Source organism: uncultured Streptococcus sp. (assembly GCF_901875575.1).
In the GTDB taxonomy this organism is placed as follows: Bacteria; Bacillota; Bacilli; order Lactobacillales; family Streptococcaceae; genus Streptococcus.
The window spans coordinates 14428-32968 of sequence record NZ_CABFMF010000080.1; the positions used below are offsets into that span (position 1 = coordinate 14428).

Here is an 18541-nt window from a genome sequence, read left to right on the forward strand (position 1 = left end):
GTAGTAGGGCTTAGAAAATAAGATGATGTTTTCTAGCAAATATAAACCCGAGTAAAAGATGCCTACGGACAGGCAGGGTTGAATGCCGAAGCGTGGTTGAAAAACCATATTATTGATAGGGTTAAAAGCCTACTTTTATAAGTTGATGTTAGGATTAAGCTCCTGATTCGTATAATTTATTAGTGTGGTGAAAGCACACGTCATCTTGTGAAACGATCAATAAAGTACGTAATATTTGCTACTAGAGAGTTCGGAAACATCGGGAACAGACATACTCAAAAGAAACAAACATAAAACGTCAGAAGATTGTAGAGCAGGTGAGATCCTGCTCTTTTTTCATAAGTCAAACTTTAATGTCATACTTTTAAGATACTAAAAGTATGGAAAGGAGTATATCTTGATCAAACTAGATCAAAATCAAGCACCCATTTATGATGCCTTGGTTAAGTTACGTAAAAAAAGGATTGTCCCCTTTGATGTCCCTGGGCACAAAAGAGGTAGGGGAAATCCTGAGTTAGTTGAACTTTTGGGTGAAAAGTGTGTTGGCATTGACGTCAACTCCATGAAACCCTTGGATAATCTAGGGCATCCCATTTCCATTATCAGGGATGCAGAGGAGCTGGCAGCGGATGCTTTTGGAGCAGCCCATGCCTTTCTCATGATAGGGGGAACAACCTCATCGGTGCAGACTATGATTCTGTCAACCTGCAAGGCAGGAGATAAGATTATTCTACCACGTAATGTCCACAAATCTGCTATCAATGCGCTGGTTCTATGTGGTGCCATTCCCATCTATATCGAGATGAGTGTGGATCCTAAGATTGGTATCGCTTTAGGTCTTGAAAATGACCGAGTAGCACAGGCCATAAAGGATCATCCAGATGCCAAGGCAATCTTGATAAACAATCCTACTTACTACGGAATCTGTTCAGACCTAAAGGGTTTGACAGAAATGGCTCATGAAGCTGGCATGCTAGTTTTAGTTGATGAAGCCCACGGAGCGCATTTACACTTTACAGATAAATTACCTCTATCTGCTATGGACGCAGGTGCTGATATGGCAGCAGTTTCCATGCATAAGTCGGGTGGAAGTTTGACACAGAGTTCTATATTACTTACCGGTAAAGAAATAAATCCTGAGTATGTTCGCCAGATTATCAACCTTACCCAATCAACATCAGCCTCTTATTTACTGATGTCAAGTCTAGATATTTCGCGTAGAAATCTGGCCCTACGTGGTAAAGAGTCTTTTGAAAAGGTTATTGAATTATCAGAGTATGCTCGTCGTGAAATCAATGCAATCGGTGGTTATTATGCCTACTCCAAGGAATTAATCGATGGCATCACCGTTTGCGATTTTGACGTGACCAAGTTGTCGGTTTACACTCAAGGAATTGGTCTTACAGGTATTGAAGTTTATGACCTTTTGCGTGATGAATACGACATCCAGATAGAGTTTGGAGACATCGGGAACATTCTGGCTTACATTTCAATTGGAGATCGGATACAAGATATAGAACGTCTAGTCGGCGCACTAGCCGATATTAAACGTTTATATTCACGGGACGGAGAAGATTTAATAGCTGGAGAATATATCCAGCCAGAATTGGTGCTAACTCCTCAAGAGGCCTTTTATTCGCAACGCAGAAGTCTGGCCTTGGCAGATGCTGTTGGAGAAGTCTGCGGTGAGTTTGTTATGTGTTATCCACCAGGAATTCCCATCTTGGCACCAGGTGAACGCATTACCAAAGAGATAGTGGATTATATCCAATTTGCTAAAGAACGTGGTTGTTCACTTCAGGGAACTGAGGATCCTGAAGTCAATCATATCAATGTCATTGAAAGAAAGGAGAGCTAAATGGATTTATGGTTTTCAGAGGTTCATACTCCAGATGTTAAATTATCCTTACGAACCGCTAAGCAATTATATGCAGGAAAAAGCGAGTGGCAGGACATCGATGTTTTAGACACACCCGCTTTTGGGAAAATATTGGTTTTAAACGGCCATGTCTTGTTTTCAGATGCAGATGATTTTGTCTACAATGAAATGACCGTTCACGTTCCTATGGCTGTCCATCCCAATCCCAAAAAAGTTTTAGTTTTAGGTGGTGGTGACGGTGGTGTTGCCCAAGTTTTAACCCTCTATCCTGAGCTAGAACAAATCGATATTGTAGAGCCCGACGAAATGTTAGTTGAAGTTTGTCGCAAATATTTCCCTGATTTTGCAACGGGTCTAGATGATCCTCGGGTCAATATCTATTACCAAGATGGGTTACGCTTTTTGAGAAATTGTGAAAACGACTACGATATCATCATCAATGATGCGACGGATCCATTTGGTCATACGGAAGGTCTCTTTACCAAAGAATTTTATGGCAATAGTTACCGTGCTCTCAAGGAAGATGGTATCATGATTTACCAGCATGGAAGTCCCTTCTTTGACGAGGATGAGTCAGCTTGCCGAAGCATGCACCGTAAGGTCAATCAAGCCTTTCCAATCAGTCGAGTTTATCAGGCCCATATCCCAACCAGTCCAGCTGGCTATTGGTTGTTTGGATTTGCATCGAAAAAATACCACCCTGTCAAAGATTTTGATAAGGAAGGCTGGAAAAAACGCCAGCTTTTCACAGAATACTATACTGCAAACTTACACGTGGGAGCCTTTATGTTGCCCAAGTATGTTGAGGACATTTTAGAAGAAGAGGAAGGAAAAAAATGAGTCGTTTATTAGTTATCGGATGTGGGGGCGTTGCCCAAGTTGCTATTTCAAAGATTTGCCAAGATAGCGAAACCTTTACAGAGATTATGATTGCTAGCCGTACCAAGTCAAAATGTGATGATTTGAAGGCTAAATTAGAAGGCAAAACAAGTACAAAGATTGAGACAGCTGCTCTTGATGCTGACAAGGTTGAAGAAGTGGTTGCCCTGATTAAAAGCTATAAGCCAGAAGCTGTTTTAAACGTAGCCCTTCCTTATCAAGACTTGACCATCATGGATGCTTGCTTGGCTACAGGCGTTCATTATATCGATACTGCCAACTATGAGGCTGAGGATACAGAAGACCCTGAGTGGCGAGCTATCTATGAAAAACGCTGTAAGGAACTTGGTTTTACTGCTTACTTTGACTACTCATGGCAATGGGCTTATCAGGAAAAATTCAAGGAAGCTGGCTTGACTGCTCTTCTTGGTTCTGGTTTTGACCCAGGTGTAACTAGCGTTTTTTCAGCCTATGCTTTAAAACACTATTTTGATGAAATCCACTATATCGACATTTTAGACTGTAATGGTGGGGATCACGGTTATCCATTTGCAACCAACTTCAACCCAGAAATCAACCTACGAGAGGTTTCAGCTCCAGGTTCTTACTGGGAAGATGGTAAGTGGGTTGAGGTCGAGGCTATGTCAATCAAGCGTGAGTACGATTTCCCTCAAGTTGGACAAAAAGATATGTATCTCCTCCACCATGAAGAAATCGAATCACTAGCTAAGAACATTCCAGGTGTCAAACGCATTCGCTTCTTTATGACTTTTGGTCAATCTTACTTGACTCATATGAAATGTCTTGAAAATGTTGGACTCCTTCGTACGGATGCCATTAACTTTAATGGACAAGACATCGTTCCGATTCAGTTCCTAAAAGCTCTACTTCCAGATCCAGCCAGCCTTGGCCCACGTACAGTTGGTAAAACCAATATTGGATGTATCTTTACAGGTGTCAAGGATGGTGTTGAAAAGACCATCTACATCTACAATGTCTGCGATCATCAGGAATGTTACGCAGAAGTTGGTTCGCAAGCCATTTCTTACACTACTGGAGTTCCAGCCATGATAGGTACAAAATTAGTCATGAACGGTACTTGGAAACAACCAGGAGTTTACAACCTTGAAGAATTGGATCCAGATCCATTCATGGAAGCTTTGAATGAGTATGGTTTGCCTTGGGTTGTGGTTGAAAATCCACAAATGGTGGACTAATGAAATTAGAAAATGTACCAACACCAGCTTATGTTATTGACTTGGCAAAGTTAGAAGCCAACTGTCGCATTCTACAATATGTACAAGAAGAAGCTGGCTGCAAGGTTTTGCTTGCCCAGAAGGCATATTCTCTTTACAAAACCTATCCCTTGATTAGCCAGTATCTATCTGGGACTACTGCCAGTGGTCTTTATGAAGCCAAATTGGCAAGGGAAGAATTTCCTGGTGAAGTCCATGTCTTTGCACCTGCTTTCAAAGATTCAGACTTGGAAGAATTACTTGAAATTACTGACCACATTGTCTTTAATTCTGAGAGACAATTGCGTAAGCATGGGGCTCCTTGTCGGGAGGCTGGTATCAGTATAGGTCTCCGTATCAATCCTCAATGTTCAACTCAGGGTGATCACGCGCTCTATGACCCCTGTGCACCAGGTTCTCGTTTTGGCGTGACACTAGATAAAATTCCTAGTGATTTGTTGGATTTGGTGGATGGACTTCATTTTCATACCCTTTGTGAGCAAGATTCAGATGATTTAGAGACAACTTTGAAAGCAGTAGAAGCCCAGTTTGGTTCTTATTTGCATGAAGTAAAATGGCTCAACATGGGTGGAGGACACCATATCACAAGAGAAGATTATGATGTGGATTTGCTGATTTCTGAGATTAAGCGAATCCGAGAAACTTACAATCTTGAAGTTTATATCGAGCCGGGTGAAGCCATTGCTCTTAATGCGGGTTATCTAGCAACTGAGGTATTGGATATTGTCGAAAATGGGATTGAAACGCTGGTCTTGGATGCTTCAGCTACCTGTCATATGCCGGATGTACTTGAAATGCCCTATCGTCCACCTTTGAGAAATGGCTATGAAGCACAAGAAAAAGCCCATACCTACAGACTTTCTTCTAATACCTGCCTTACGGGTGATGTGATTGGTGATTATAGCTTTGAAAATCCAGTCCAAATCGGAGACAGACTTTATTTCGAAGACATGGCCATTTACTCATTTGTCAAAAATAATACCTTTAATGGTATTGGATTGCCAAGTCTCTATCTCATGGATGAACAGGGAGACTGCAGCTTAGTCAAAGCCTTTGGGTATCAAGATTTTAAAGGGAGATTATCATGATGAACAGTCCAAAAAAATTAGGCTATCGTATGCCAGCAGAGTACGAACCCCATCATGGTACCCTCATGATATGGCCGACTCGACCAGGTTCATGGCCCTTTCAAGGTAAGGCAGCTAAAAAGGCTTTTAGCCAGATTATCAAAACCATAGCAGAAGGGGAAAGAGTTTATCTCTTGGTGGAGCAAGACTATCTATCTGAAGCGCAAGCCTATCTTGGAGATAAGGTTGTTTATCTAGATATTCCTACCAATGATGCCTGGGCGCGTGATACAGGTCCGACTATTCTCCTTAATGATAAAGGCCAGAAATTAGCCGTGAATTGGTCTTTCAATGCCTGGGGAGGAACCTATGATGGTCTGTATCAAGATTATGAAGCAGATGACCAAGTAGCCACTCGTTTTGCTGAGGCCTTGGAAATGCCTGTTTACGATGCTAAACCTTTTGTACTGGAAGGTGGCGCTATCCATAGCGATGGACAAGGAACCATTCTCGTAACTGAAAGTTGCTTGCTTAGTTCTGGTCGCAATCCTCATCTTAGTAAGGAAGAAATCGAGAATACCTTATTAGACAGCCTTGGAGCTGAAAAAATTATCTGGCTTCCTTATGGTATTTATCAGGACGAAACCAATGAACACGTTGATAATGTTGCAGCCTTTGTTGGTCCTGCTGAGCTTGTTTTGGCTTGGACAGATGATCAAAACGATCCCCAGTATGCCATGTCAAAAGCAGATCTCGAACTCTTAGAGCAAGAAACAGATGCCAAAGGTCGTCACTTCACCATTCATAAATTGCCTATCCCTGCAGTTCGACAAGTTGTGACAGAAGAAGATCTTCCTGGTTATTCCTACGAAGAAGGAGAAGAAGAGCGATACGCAGGTGAAAGGCTTGCTGCTTCCTATGTCAATTTCTATATTGCCAACAAGTCTGTTTTAGTGCCACAGTTTCAGGATAAAAATGACCAAGTAGCCTTAGATATCCTCAGTAAGTGTTTCCCAGACCGTAAAGTTGTCGGAATACCAGCCAGAGATATTCTCTTAGGTGGTGGCAATATCCACTGTATCACCCAACAAATCCCAGAATAGGAGAAAAAGATGAGAAATGTAAAAGTTTCAGCCATTCAGATGCAATGTGCCAAGGATGTGGAAACAAATATTCAAACAGCAGAGCGTTTAGTACGTCAGGCTGCAGAACAAGGCGCACAAATTATTCTTTTACCGGAGTTGTTTGAACGTCCATACTTTTGTCAGGAACGTCAGTATGACTACTACCAGCATGCCCAATCTGTAGCAGAAAATACTGCCATTCAGCATTTTAAGGTGATTGCTAAGGAACTACAAGTTGTTTTACCGATCAGTTTCTATGAAAAAGATGGCAATGTCTTGTATAACTCTATTGCCGTCATTGATGCAGATGGGGAAGTGCTGGGCGTTTATCGAAAGACCCACATACCAGATGACCATTACTATCAAGAAAAATTCTATTTCACGCCTGGCAATACAGGTTTCAAGGTCTGGGATACTCGCTATGCTAAGATTGGGATCGGTATCTGTTGGGATCAATGGTTCCCTGAAACAGCCCGTTGTCTCGCATTAAATGGGGCAGAATTGCTCTTTTATCCAACTGCTATTGGCTCTGAGCCTATCCTAGATACGGACAGTTGTGGTCATTGGCAACGTACCATGCAAGGACACGCAGCAGCTAATATTGTTCCAGTCATTGCAGCCAACCGCTATGGCTTTGAAGAAGTCACTTCAAGTGAGGAAAATGGTGGACAGAGTTCCAGTCTTGACTTCTACGGTTCCTCCTTTATGACGGATGAAACAGGAGCTATTCTAGAACGAGCTGAAAGACAAGAAGAAGCTGTTCTCTTAGCAACTTATGACCTAGATAAGGGAGCAAGCGAGCGCCTAAACTGGGGACTGTTTCGAGATAGAAGACCCGAAATGTATCAACGCATTACGGACTAGTAGGGGAGAAATGAGAGATTCATTCTGCTAGACTCGTTTTCACTAGCAATTATAGGGATGCTAGGTCATCTAGCAAGTGGATTTTATATTTTAACCCTCTAAGGCTTTCTCGCGCTTTGATGCGAGGAGCTTTTCTGTTTAAGCTTTATCAATAAAACATGCTATAATAGTTGCAGAAAGGTTGGTATTTATGGCTAGGATATTGGTTATTGAAGACAATAGTGACATTCAAGAGATTTTACGAACACTTCTTACTGAGGAGCATGAGGTGATTCAAGCCTTTTCTGGTACAGAAGGCATCATGCGTTTTGACCAAGGGGGGATTGACCTCGTTTTGCTAGATATCATGCTTCCTGGGAAAAATGGGGATCAGGTTTTAAAAGCCATCAGGGAACAAAGTCAAACTCCAGTCATTATGCTAACAGCTTTGAGCGATAAGAAGTTAATCAGTCAATATCTCTTAGACGGTGCCAATGATTACATAGTCAAACCTTTTGATTTGGACGAAGTCTTTGCCAGAGTTACTGTTCAATTACGCCAAAGCGTAGAAAAACAGCCTATGGAAATAGAAAAAACTGAAAATCTGCCACAAAACTTGAAAAATATCCAGTTTGATGCCGAAAGTTTTGAAATCAAAAATAGTCAGGAAACGATTCGCCTTGCCAAGAAAGAATGCTTGATTCTCCAAACTCTCCTTAAATATCCTAAGAAAATTTTCACCAAGGAAGAACTTTATGAATTGGTCTGGGAGGATAGCTACTTACCTGGAGATAATACTCTCAATACGCATTTGAGTAATCTTCGTAAAAAATTAAACCAGCTTGACCCAAATCAAGAATATATTGAAACCATCTGGGGCGTTGGGGTAAGATTAAAAGGAGACAAGCAATGACCTACATGATAATCTTTGTTCTACTGATACTTCTAATTATTTTATCGATTCTATTAATTCGCTACCATCTAGCACTTAAAAACTTGAGTCAACAGATTGAAGACAAGATTCTCACAGGTAGTATGAAAAGAGTAGGGGTCAGCATTTTTTCCAAACATTTTTTACATCTCTACCAGCAGATTGAGAATCTATTTCAGGAAGTGGAACAATCTCGGTTGGTGATGAAAAGGGAAAAGCAGACTCTGGATATGGCCATCAGCAATATCGCCCATGATATTCGGACACCTCTGACTATCGCGTCAGGCTACACCCAACAATTGATAAAGTCTCCTGAAGACAAAGCAGAAACCCTACAAAAAATAGCCCAGCATCTTGATTTAGTTTCCAAACGTTTGGAGGCTCTCCTAGAATACCGTCGTTTGATGGAAGGAGCTGTCAAACCAAAACTGGAAGAAGTGGATCTTTCAGCTTTTATCACCAAAAAGACTCTGGCTTATTATGATGTTTTTCAGGCGGCAGATATCACGCTTGATTTTAAGGTTGAAGCTGGTTTTAAAATGAGGACTGATGAAGACTTGCTGGATAGAATTTTACAAAATCTGCTTGGAAATGTCCTCAAGCATGGCAAGGAAGAAGCGCGGCTATCTTTGCGAAAGGAAAAGGAACAGCTTGTCTTAGAGATTGCAAACCTTGTCAAACAACCCATCAAAAAAATAGAAAATCTCAGCAACCGTTTTTATTCTGAAAATCTATCAGACACCGAAGAATCCTCTGGTTTAGGACTTTATATCACTGAGGAATTATGCCATCTTCTCGGTGCAGAGATGAAACTAAGCACAGATGGGCAGTGGTTGTCGGTTTTCATTTACTTTTAACGAAAGAAACCTCCTCTGTAGGCTAGAGGAGGTCTTTTTTATAGACTTTTCTTTTTGAAAACTGCCAGTCCACTTAGATTAAAGATTACAATAACAGCTAAGCTAACTATAAGTGTATAGAAAATGGATTCACTATTAGCAGTCATAGCATAGGAAAATTGCAAGGACAAATATGGTAAAAATTTGATATTTGGAAAAATGATCATTGGCATAGAAAGCAAGGTAGAGCTGACCAAATAACCAATAAATACCGCAAGATAAGAATGACTAACATAGAGGATGAAGGAAACAATGGAAAGCCAAGCAAGGAGGCAAAGGAATTGAAGGGAAATGGTTACTAGTAGATTGCCAATAAAGCCATCAGGCATAGTTCCAAATCCATTTAAGATAGTTGCTGGGATAAAGGCAATCACAAGACCGATGATGAGTTGCAAAAGTGCAATACAAGTCAATACAAAGGCTTTGGCAAGGAAAAACTCGGTACGAGAAATACCCACTGTTAAATTATTTTTATAGAGTTTGCCGATTAAATCAACACCTAAAACTAGACAAGTTAGGACGATACAGAGAAAAACGAGGTTTGAACCTTGACTAGATGCGTTGATCAGGGCTTGTATAGCATTCCAACCTTGGGTTGGAATATCTGGTTCTTCTGTCTGGATTGCCATTAGTTGACCAGTAGCCCCAAAAACAGCCCCCATTAACATGAGTATAAAGAGAATGAATTCTGTAATCCAGAATCCTTTGGAACGGAAAAGACGGTAAAAGTCTGCTTGAATGGTATGTATCATGATTTTCCTCCTATTGGACCAATTGAGTGAAGTATTCTTCTAGGTTTTGACGGGCATAGTAAATCTCGTCAATGGCAACATCTGCCAAGGTTAATTCTTTGAGAATCTGTTTGACATCTTGTTCCTGACCAAAGATGTGAATTTCGTTTTCAGGATTAACAACCTTGAACTGGAGCTGGATTTGTTCTTTCAATACTTGACAAGCTTTCTCTTGATCAGCTGTCTTAAGGACAATATAATCCTCACTTAGTGTTTCAAATTCAGCTTTGCTGATTTCACGGATAATCTTGCCTTGATCTAAAATACCAAAACGATTAGCTACGAGGTAGAGTTCTGACAAGATATGGCTAGAGATGAGAATGGTTATCCCTTTTTCTTGATTGAGCCGTTGAATCATGAGTCGAAATTCTTTGATACCGATTGGGTCGAGACCGTTGATAGGTTCATCTAAGATCAGGAAGTCTGGTTTAGATAGGAGGGCAATGGCGATACCAAGTCTTTGTTTCATTCCTAGCGAGAAATCTCGAAAGACTTTCTTACCTGTATCTGCCAAACCTACATAGTCCAGGGTTTCTCGAATAACTTGATCAGCATTTGGAATATGACGAATCATACAGTAATATTTCAGGTTTTGATAGGCTGTTAAGTGATTATGAGCTACAGGTGATTCGATAACTGAACCTACTCGAGATAGAGACTTGCTCCATTCATTTTCCGAATGGCTAGAGAAGAGGGAAACTGTTCCTTTATCCGCAAAGAGTAGTTGCGTAATAATTTTTATCAAAGTGGTCTTCCCAGCTCCGTTCTTCCCTATAAGTCCATAAATATCTCCCTCTCTTATCGTTAGATGAAGATCCTGAAGGATAGCTTGTTTGTCGAAGTTTTTGGACAATCCATGAATGTCAAGTACTGTTTTCATGATTCTCTCCTTTTAATTTATTTTGATAATTTTAGTATAAAGCATAGAAATCAAATAAAGCTCAAGCATTTCTAAAGAGTTTCTAAAGTTTTAGGAATTCTTAAATATCAAAACCCAGTTGACATGAACTGGGCTTCTTAATTATAAAATATATTTCTCAATGGCACGCGCAACGCCGTCTTCTTCGTTGCTTGCTGTAACGGCATCCGCAAGGGATTTGACATAATCGCTGGCATTTCCCATTGCAACACCAAGCCCTGCAAACTGGAGCATTTCGATATCGTTATTGGCATCACCCATAGCCATGATTTCTGAGGAATCAATCTTCAGAATCTCTGCCAGTCGTGAAAGAGCGGTAGCCTTTGTCGTTCCAAGTGGCATGGCTTCATAAATGACAGGCTGCGAACGAACGCCACTAAATCGTTGACAGAGTTCTGTAGCAAAACGCTCTTCAAAATCGTCTGTTTGCTCCTCTGTACCTAAAAACATACCTTGGAACATGCGATACTTACCACTGGTAGCTTCCTCAAGGGAAATTTCAGTCAGGTCTGAAAAGACTAGGTCGGCATCATTTTGAATGATTTCATTAGGCTTACCACCGAGAACAAAATAATGCTCCTCATCAAAAAGTGTCAACTGAACCTCACTTTTTTCAGCTAGGTCATAGAGGTATTCGATATCTGCTGGACTCAGTTCTTGCCAGTCAACTAGTCCCCAGTCACTTGTCTGGTGAGTTGAACAACCGTTGTTAACAATCACATACTCATTCTGGAGGTCTAGCCCTAGTTTTTTATAGTAGGGGAGGACGCCGAAAAGGGGGCGACCCGTACAGAGAACCAGTTTGACCCCTTTTTCAATGGCTTGGTGAATAGCAGTAATATGAGCTTGTGGGATTTCCTTGGCTTCATTGAGGAGGGTTCCGTCCATATCCAAGGCTAGTAGTTTAATCATAGGTTTTCCTTCTTTATCTTTTGGTATTATTATAGCATATTTTAGAGGAAAGGAGGAGGAATCTTTGGGCTAATCATGGTATAATAAAAGGTAATGAAAATTGCAACGAGGCAGAGATGAAATTACTTTATACTGATATTCGGACTTCTTTGACAGAAATTCTAACTAGAGAGGCAGAAGAGCTAGTTGCTGCTGGCAAGCGGATCTTCTATATCGCTCCTAACTCTCTTTCTTTTGAAAAGGAACGTGCCGTGCTGGAATGCTTGTCCCAGCAGGCTTCTTTTGCGATTACCGTCACGCGCTTTGCGCAGATGGCTCGTTATCTGGTCTTGAATGATTTGCCTGCTAAAACCAGTCTAGATGACATTGGGCTTGGGATGGTCTTTTACAAATGCCTTACAGAACTTGATCCTAAGGATTTACGTGTTTATGGAGCTATCAAGCAGGATCCTCAATTTATCCAGCAGTTGATGGAACTTTATCACGAGATGACCAAGGCTCAGATGAGTTTTTTGGACTTGGAAAGCTTGACTGATGAGGATAAGCGAGCGGATTTGCTCTTGATTTTTGAGAAAGTAACGGCCTATCTCAGTCAAGGCCTGTTAGCTCAGGGAAGTCAGTTGTCCCATTTGATTGAGGCTATTGAGAATGACAAAGTAAGTAGTGATTTTAGTCAAATCGCCTTGGTTATTGATGGATTTACCCGTTTTTCTGCCGAGGAAGAGCGGATTGTGGACTTACTTCATGGCAAGGGAGTTGAGATTGTCATTGGGGTTTATGCTAGTAAAAAAGCTTATACTAGTCCTTTTAGTGAGGGCAATCTCTACCAAGCCAGTGTGGAGTTTCTCCATCATCTAGCCTCTAAATACCAAACGCCTGCTCTGGACTGTTCTCAAACTCATGAGAAGATGGATAGTTTTAACAAGGCATCTCGTATGCTGGAGTCGTCTTATGACTTTTCAGAATTAACATTGAATATAGATGATGAGGATCGTGAAAACTTACAAATCTGGTCTTGCTTGACGCAAAAAGAAGAGTTGGAATTGGTAGCCCGTAGCATTCGTCAGAAATTACATGAAAATCCAGATCTTAGTTACAAGCATTTCCGTATACTTTTAGGTGATGTAGCTTCTTATCAGTTGTCTTTAAAGACCATTTTTGACCAGTATCAGATTCCTTTCTATCTTGGTAAAAGCGAATCCATGGCGCACCATCCTTTGACTCAGTTTGTCGAATCTATCTTGGCTTTGAAACGCTACCGTTTCCGCCAGGAGGATTTGATTAACCTCCTCAGAACAGGTCTGTATACCGACCTTAGTCAAGCTGATATTGATGCTTTTGAGCAATATATCCGCTATCTTGGTATCAATGGCTTGCCAGCCTTTCAGCAAGCCTTCACCAAATCCCACCATGGAAAGTTTGATTTGGAAGGTTTGAATGTCCTTCGTCTGCGTATTTTAACACCGCTTGAAACTCTCTTTGCCAGCCGAAAACAAAAGGCTGAAAATCTTCTTAAAAAATGGACAGTCTTTTTGAAGGGGTCTTGTCTCAGCAAGCAACTGCAAGCGTTAACAGAAAATTTAGAAGAAGCAGAGCAAGGAAAACAAGAAGAAGTCTGGAAGGCTTTTTGCCACATTTTAGAACAATTTGCGACTGTCTTTGCTGATTCTCAGGTTAGTTTAGAAGACTTTCTAGCCTTACTTTATTCAGGAATGAATTTATCCCAGTATCGCACCATTCCAGCGACAGTGAACACGGTTGTCATACAAAGTTATGATTTGATTGCTCCTTTGACTGCTGATTTTGTCTATGCCCTTGGACTCACTCAGGATCATTTCCCTAAAATTGCTCAAAATACCAGTCTGTTGACGGATGAAGAACGTGAAATCTTAAATCAAGCGACTGACGAGAGTTCTCAACTTTTGATTGCAAGTAGCGAGAATCTCAAGAAAAATCGCTATACCATGTTGTCACTGGTCAATGCTGCACGCAAGCAGTTGATAGTATCTGCTCCAACACTCCTAAATGAAACTACCAGTAAAGAATCTGCCTACCTTCAGGAGCTAGTCAGCTTTGGTTTTCCTTTGAAAGAAAAGAGAATCAACCACAAATCACTTTCCAAGGACGATATTGGTTCTTACCACAGTCTTTTGTCTAGTTTGGTGGCTTATCATCAAGAAGTTAACGCAGATGAGATAGACCAAGACCTTAACTTTGTCACTGTTCTTGCACGTGTCATGGGGAAAAAACTGGACCAGCAAGGTTTGGAAAACAAAGCCCTGCCAACCAGTCCAACTAGCAAGCCCTTAGCCAAGGATACTTTACAAACTCTCTATCCTGCTGATAAGGAGTTTTACTTGTCTACCTCTGGTTTGACTGAGTTTTATCGCAATGAATACAGCTATTTCCTCCGTTATGTCTTGGGCTTACAAGAGGAATTACGTCTGCGTCCTGATGCCCGTAGTCATGGGAATTTCTTGCACCGCATTTTTGAACGTACCTTGCAGTTGTCTGACGAAGATTCCTTTGACCGACGTTTGGAATATGCCATTCAAGAAACAGGGCAAGAAAGAGAGTTTGCAGCTATTTATCAAGAAAGCCTAGAAGCACAATTTACCAAGGAAGTTCTCCTTGATGTTGCTCGCACGACAGGCCATATCCTAGAGCACAATCCAGCCATCGAAACCATTCAAGAGGAAGCAAATTTTGGTGGGAAAAACCAAGCCTTTATTAAGCTTAAAAATGGACGAAATGTCTATGTGCGAGGCAAAGTGGATCGGATTGACCAATTAAAAGCTGATGGGGCGATAGGAGTAGTAGACTACAAATCCAGTCTAACTCAGTTTCAGTTTCCCCATTTCTTTAATGGGTTAAATTCCCAACTGCCAACTTATCTGGCAGCACTTAAGAAAGAGGGTGAGCAACACTTTTTCGGTGCTATGTACTTGGAAATGGCAGAACCTGTCCAATCCTTACTAGCCGTCAAAAGTCTGGCAGGTGCAGTAGTAGAAGCCAACAAGTCTATGAAATACCAAGGACTCTTTTTAGAAAAGGAAAGCAGTCATTTGGGCGAATTTTACAACAAAAACAAGGCTAACCAGCTGACGGATGAAGAATTCCAAATCCTATTGGACTACAATGCCCATCTTTACAAGAAAGCAGCTGAAAAAATTCTAGAAGGACGATTTGCTATCAATCCTTATACAGAAAATGGCAGAAGTATTGCCCCGTATGTTCAACAACATCAAGCTATTACTGGCTTTGAAGCCAATTATCACTTGGGCCAAGCCCGCTTCCTAGAGAAGTTGAACTTAGCTGATGGCAAACGGCTGGTCGGAGAAAAACTTAAACAAGCCTGGTTTAAAAAAATGAGAGAGGAGTTGAAACGATGAAGTCCATTCCCTTTTTAACAGATGTAGAGATAAAACAGTTGCAAGAAAGAGAAGCGAGTTCTAGCCAGAAACAAAAGAGAACGGCTGAGCAAATTGAAGCAATCTACACTTCTGGTCAAAATATTCTGGTTTCAGCTTCAGCTGGGTCTGGAAAAACCTTTGTAATGGCTGAACGGATTCTGGATCAACTTGCGCGCGGTGTGGAAATTCGTCAACTCTTTATCTCAACCTTTACAGTAAAAGCGGCCTCAGAATTAAAAGAACGTTTGGAGAAAAAAATCAGCCAGCAAATCCAAGAAACCAAGGATTTGGATCTCAAACAACATTTGGGACGGCAGTTGGCAGACCTGCCTAATGCTGCCATTGGAACCATGGATTCCTTTACCCAAAAATTCCTTGGCAAACACGGCTATCTAATTGACATAGCGCCTAATTTCCGTATTTTACAAAATGAAAGTGAACAGTTAATCTTAAAAAACGAAGTCTTTCATCACCTTTTTGAGCAACATTACCAGGGAAAAGAAAAAGAAGCCTTCAGTCACTTGCTTAAAAATTTTGCAGGTCGTGGAAAGGATGAGCGTGGACTCCGTCAGCAGGTTTATAAAATCTATGACTTTTTACAATCGACCAGCAATCCCCAAAACTGGCTAAAGAACTTTTTCCTGAAAGGATTTGAAGAGGCAGATTTTCCTAGTGAAAAAGAGAAACTAATAGAGCAAGTCAAAGATGCTCTCTATGATTTAGAAAGTTTTTTCCGCTACCATTTGGATAATGATGCTAAGGAATTTCCCAAGGCACCCTATCTTGAAACTGTTCAGTTGGTCCTGGATGAGCTTGCTTCTTTAAACCACCAGTCCACGACAGAAGATTACCAAGCTGTGCTAGTGCGCGTGATAGCCATCTCAAAGGAGAAAAACAGCCGTGCTCTAGCCAATGCCAGTCGAAAAACTGATTTGAAACCTCTTGCTGATGCTTATAATGAGGAGAGGAAGATTCAATTTGTTAAACTGGGACAGCTATCTGATCAGCTCAACCTTCTTAGCTATCAGGAATCCTACCACCAAGAGACTTGGCAACTAGCGCGAACTTTCCAGACTTTTATTGAGGATTTTGTCGAGGCATACGGCCTCAGAAAACGCCAAGAAAATGCCTTTGAATTTTCAGACATCAGCCATTATACCATTGAAATTTTAGAGAATTTTCCTCAAGTTAGACAGGCTTATCAAGAGCGTTTCCATGAAGTTATGGTCGATGAGTATCAGGATACCAACCATATTCAAGAGAGGATGCTAGAACTCCTATCTAATGGTCATAATCGCTTTATGGTAGGTGATATCAAGCAGTCCATTTACCGTTTTCGTCAGGCAGACCCTCAGATTTTCAATGAAAAATTCCAAGGATATGCTCAAGATTCTCATCAAGGCAAGTTGATTCTTCTCAAAGAAAACTTCCGGAGTAGTTCAGAGGTTTTATCGGCAACCAACGATGTCTTCGAACGGCTCATGGACAAAGAGGTGGGGGAAATTGACTACGATAGCATGCATCAGCTTATCTTTGCCAATACGTCACTCACTCCCGACCCAGAAAACAAAGCTGAGTTCTTATTATACGACAAGGAAGAGTCGACAGAGCAAGAAGAAAACCTTGCTGACACCAAACTAAGTGGTGAAATGCGTCTAGTCATTAAGGAGATTCTCAACCTCCATCAAGAAAAAGGTATAGCCTTCAAAGAAATAGCCCTTCTAACCTCCAGCCGTAGCCGCAATGACCAAATTCTCCTAGCCCTATCGGAATACGGCATACCTGTCAAAACAGACGGAGAGCAAAATAATTATCTCCAGTCTCTAGAAGTACAGGTCATGCTCGATACCCTACGTGTCATCCACAATCCCTTACAAGACTATGCCCTTGTAGCGCTCATGAAGTCTCCTATGTTTGACTTTGACGAGGACGAATTGGTACGCTTGTCTCTCCAAAAATCAGAAGATAAAATCAAAGAAAATCTCTATGAAAAATTGCTCAATGCAGCTAAACAAGTTTCAGATCAAAAAGAATTGATTACTCCTCAGTTAGCTGAAAAACTAGCTCGTTTTATAGAATTTTTGGAAAGCTGGCGCCTCTACGCCAAAACGCATTCGCTCTACGATTTGATATGGAAAATCTACAGGGACCGTTTTTATTATGACTATGTCGGTGCCTTGCCAAATGGAGCAGCTAGACAGGCTAATCTCTATGCTTTAGCCCTAAGGGCTGACCAATTTGAAAAGAGCAATTTCAAGGGCTTATCACGCTTTATACGTATGATTGATCAAGTATTGGAAGCCCAGCATGATTTAGCCAGTGTTGCAGTTGCTCCTCCAAAAGATGCAGTAGAACTCATGACCATTCACAAAAGCAAGGGCTTAGAATTTCCCTATGTCTTTATCCTCAACTTGGATCAAGCCTTTAACAAACAAGATAGCATGTCAGAGGTCATTCTTAGTCGTAAAAATGGTCTGGGTGTCAAATACATTGCCAAGATTGAGACAGGAGCAGTAGAAGACTATTATCCAAAGACCATCAAGCTTTCCATTCCTAGCTTGACTTATAGCCAAAATGAAGAAGAATTAAAACTAGCCAGCTATTCCGAGCAAATGCGCTTGCTCTATGTTGCCATGACGAGGGCAGAGAAAAAAGTCTACTTAATTGGCAAGGGAACAAGCAAAAACCTGGAAGATGAAGAATATCCAGCCCCTGTTAATGGACGCCTTGCTAGCCAAATCAGACTCCAAGCCAAAAATTTCCAGAGCTGGATTTGGGCTATCAGCAAGGTATTTGCCAAGGATTCTTTAAACTTTAGCTATCGCTTTCTAGGAGAAGAAGAACTGACCAAAGAAGCTATCGGAGTATTACAAACCAATACGCCACTTCAGGAAAGCTCTCAAGCAAACAACCGTCAATCAGAGACCATCAAAGAAGCTTTAGAAATGCTGAGAGAGGTAGAGGTCTATAATGTCTTACATGGAGCAACGATTAAACTCCCCAGTGTTCAAACCCCAAGTCAACTTAAAAAATTTTACGAACCTGTTATGGATATGGAAGGTGTTGAAATCGCAAATCAAAGCCGAACAAGAGACAAAAAAATCAGCTTTGAAGTACCCGATTTTTCTAAGAAAGACAAGGTTACAGGTGCCCAGATTGGTAGTGCTACCCATGAACTCATGCAGCGAATAGATCTCAGCCAGAAACCGACACTTGCTAGATTGACTGAAACCCTCAAACAGGTCCAAACAAGCCCTGCTGTTAAAGAAAAAATCAACCTTGCTAAAATTCTTGCATTCTTTGACACAGCACTTGGTAAGGAAATTCTGGCGAACACAGATAATCTCCATCGAGAACAACCCTTCTCCATGTTAAAACGAGACCATAAAAGTCAAGAAAATTTTGTAGTTCGTGGGATTTTGGATGGTTATTTAGTATATGATGACCGCATTGTCCTCTTTGACTACAAGACAGACCGCTATGATGAACCAAGTCAACTCATAGATCGCTATCGTGGTCAGTTAGCGCTATACGGAGAGGCTTTATCTCGAGCCTATTCGATTGAACATATTGAGAAATACTTGATTTTACTCGGTAAAGAAGAAATTCAAGTTGTAAAAGTCTAATCTAG

Annotated in this window: 13 protein-coding genes; 10 read left to right on the top strand and 3 right to left on the bottom strand. The window is 41.1% G+C overall.

Features of this window, described 5'->3' with window-relative positions:
* The first annotated feature begins 397 nt into the window (after positions 1-397).
* From QZ114_RS09635 to QZ114_RS09670, 8 genes are all read left to right on the top strand, one after another.
* Positions 398-1858, top strand: coding sequence for an aminotransferase class I/II-fold pyridoxal phosphate-dependent enzyme (locus QZ114_RS09635; RefSeq protein WP_295502662.1), 1461 nt, complete (start codon positions 398-400; stop codon positions 1856-1858).
* Positions 1859-2719, top strand: coding sequence for a polyamine aminopropyltransferase (gene speE / locus QZ114_RS09640; RefSeq protein WP_000366705.1), 861 nt, complete (start codon positions 1859-1861; stop codon positions 2717-2719).
* Positions 2716-3975, top strand: coding sequence for a saccharopine dehydrogenase family protein (locus tag QZ114_RS09645; protein WP_295502665.1), 1260 nt, complete (start codon positions 2716-2718; stop codon positions 3973-3975). The genes speE and QZ114_RS09645 overlap by 4 nt, the downstream gene beginning before the upstream one ends.
* Positions 3975-5102 carry a carboxynorspermidine decarboxylase gene (gene nspC / locus QZ114_RS09650; protein WP_295502667.1) on the top strand — a complete coding sequence of 376 codons (1128 nt, stop codon included), beginning with the start codon at positions 3975-3977 and terminating at the stop codon, positions 5100-5102. Before QZ114_RS09645 ends, nspC begins: the two co-directional genes overlap by 1 nt.
* Complete coding sequence (gene aguA / locus QZ114_RS09655; protein ID WP_295502669.1) at positions 5099-6184, top strand: agmatine deiminase; 1086 nt, start codon at positions 5099-5101, stop codon at positions 6182-6184. Before nspC ends, aguA begins: the two co-directional genes overlap by 4 nt.
* Before the next feature lie 9 nt (positions 6185-6193).
* Positions 6194-7069, top strand: coding sequence for an N-carbamoylputrescine amidase (gene aguB / locus QZ114_RS09660; protein ID WP_295502671.1), 876 nt, complete (start codon positions 6194-6196; stop codon positions 7067-7069).
* Between the two features lie 190 nt (positions 7070-7259).
* A complete protein-coding gene (locus QZ114_RS09665; protein WP_295502673.1) occupies positions 7260-7961 on the top strand; it encodes a response regulator transcription factor in 702 nt (233 codons plus the stop codon).
* On the top strand, positions 7958-8836 hold the full coding sequence (locus QZ114_RS09670) for a sensor histidine kinase KdpD (protein ID WP_295502675.1): 879 nt from the start codon (positions 7958-7960) through the stop codon (positions 8834-8836). Before QZ114_RS09665 ends, QZ114_RS09670 begins: the two co-directional genes overlap by 4 nt.
* Positions 8837-8874: 38 nt before the next feature.
* Here the strand turns inward: QZ114_RS09670 and QZ114_RS09675 are convergent, their stop codons facing one another.
* The 3 genes from QZ114_RS09675 to QZ114_RS09685 form a co-directional block, all read right to left on the bottom strand.
* Positions 8875-9627 carry an ABC transporter permease gene (locus tag QZ114_RS09675; protein WP_295502677.1) on the bottom strand — a complete coding sequence of 251 codons (753 nt, stop codon included), beginning with the start codon at positions 9625-9627 and terminating at the stop codon, positions 8875-8877.
* A gap of 10 nt (positions 9628-9637) precedes the next feature.
* Positions 9638-10546 carry an ATP-binding cassette domain-containing protein gene (locus QZ114_RS09680; protein ID WP_261275021.1) on the bottom strand — a complete coding sequence of 303 codons (909 nt, stop codon included), beginning with the start codon at positions 10544-10546 and terminating at the stop codon, positions 9638-9640.
* A gap of 141 nt (positions 10547-10687) precedes the next feature.
* Positions 10688-11497 carry a Cof-type HAD-IIB family hydrolase gene (locus tag QZ114_RS09685; RefSeq protein ID WP_295502681.1) on the bottom strand — a complete coding sequence of 270 codons (810 nt, stop codon included), beginning with the start codon at positions 11495-11497 and terminating at the stop codon, positions 10688-10690.
* A gap of 116 nt (positions 11498-11613) precedes the next feature.
* Here QZ114_RS09685 and rexB point away from each other — a divergent pair, with 116 nt between their 5' ends.
* Together rexB and addA are read left to right on the top strand one after the other, a co-directional pair.
* Positions 11614-14889: an ATP-dependent nuclease subunit B gene (gene rexB / locus QZ114_RS09690; protein WP_295502683.1), complete on the top strand. Its 3276-nt coding sequence runs from the start codon at positions 11614-11616 to the stop codon at positions 14887-14889.
* Positions 14886-18536: a helicase-exonuclease AddAB subunit AddA gene (gene addA, locus QZ114_RS09695; RefSeq protein WP_295502685.1), complete on the top strand. Its 3651-nt coding sequence runs from the start codon at positions 14886-14888 to the stop codon at positions 18534-18536. Before rexB ends, addA begins: the two co-directional genes overlap by 4 nt.
* Positions 18537-18541 lie beyond the last annotated feature (5 nt).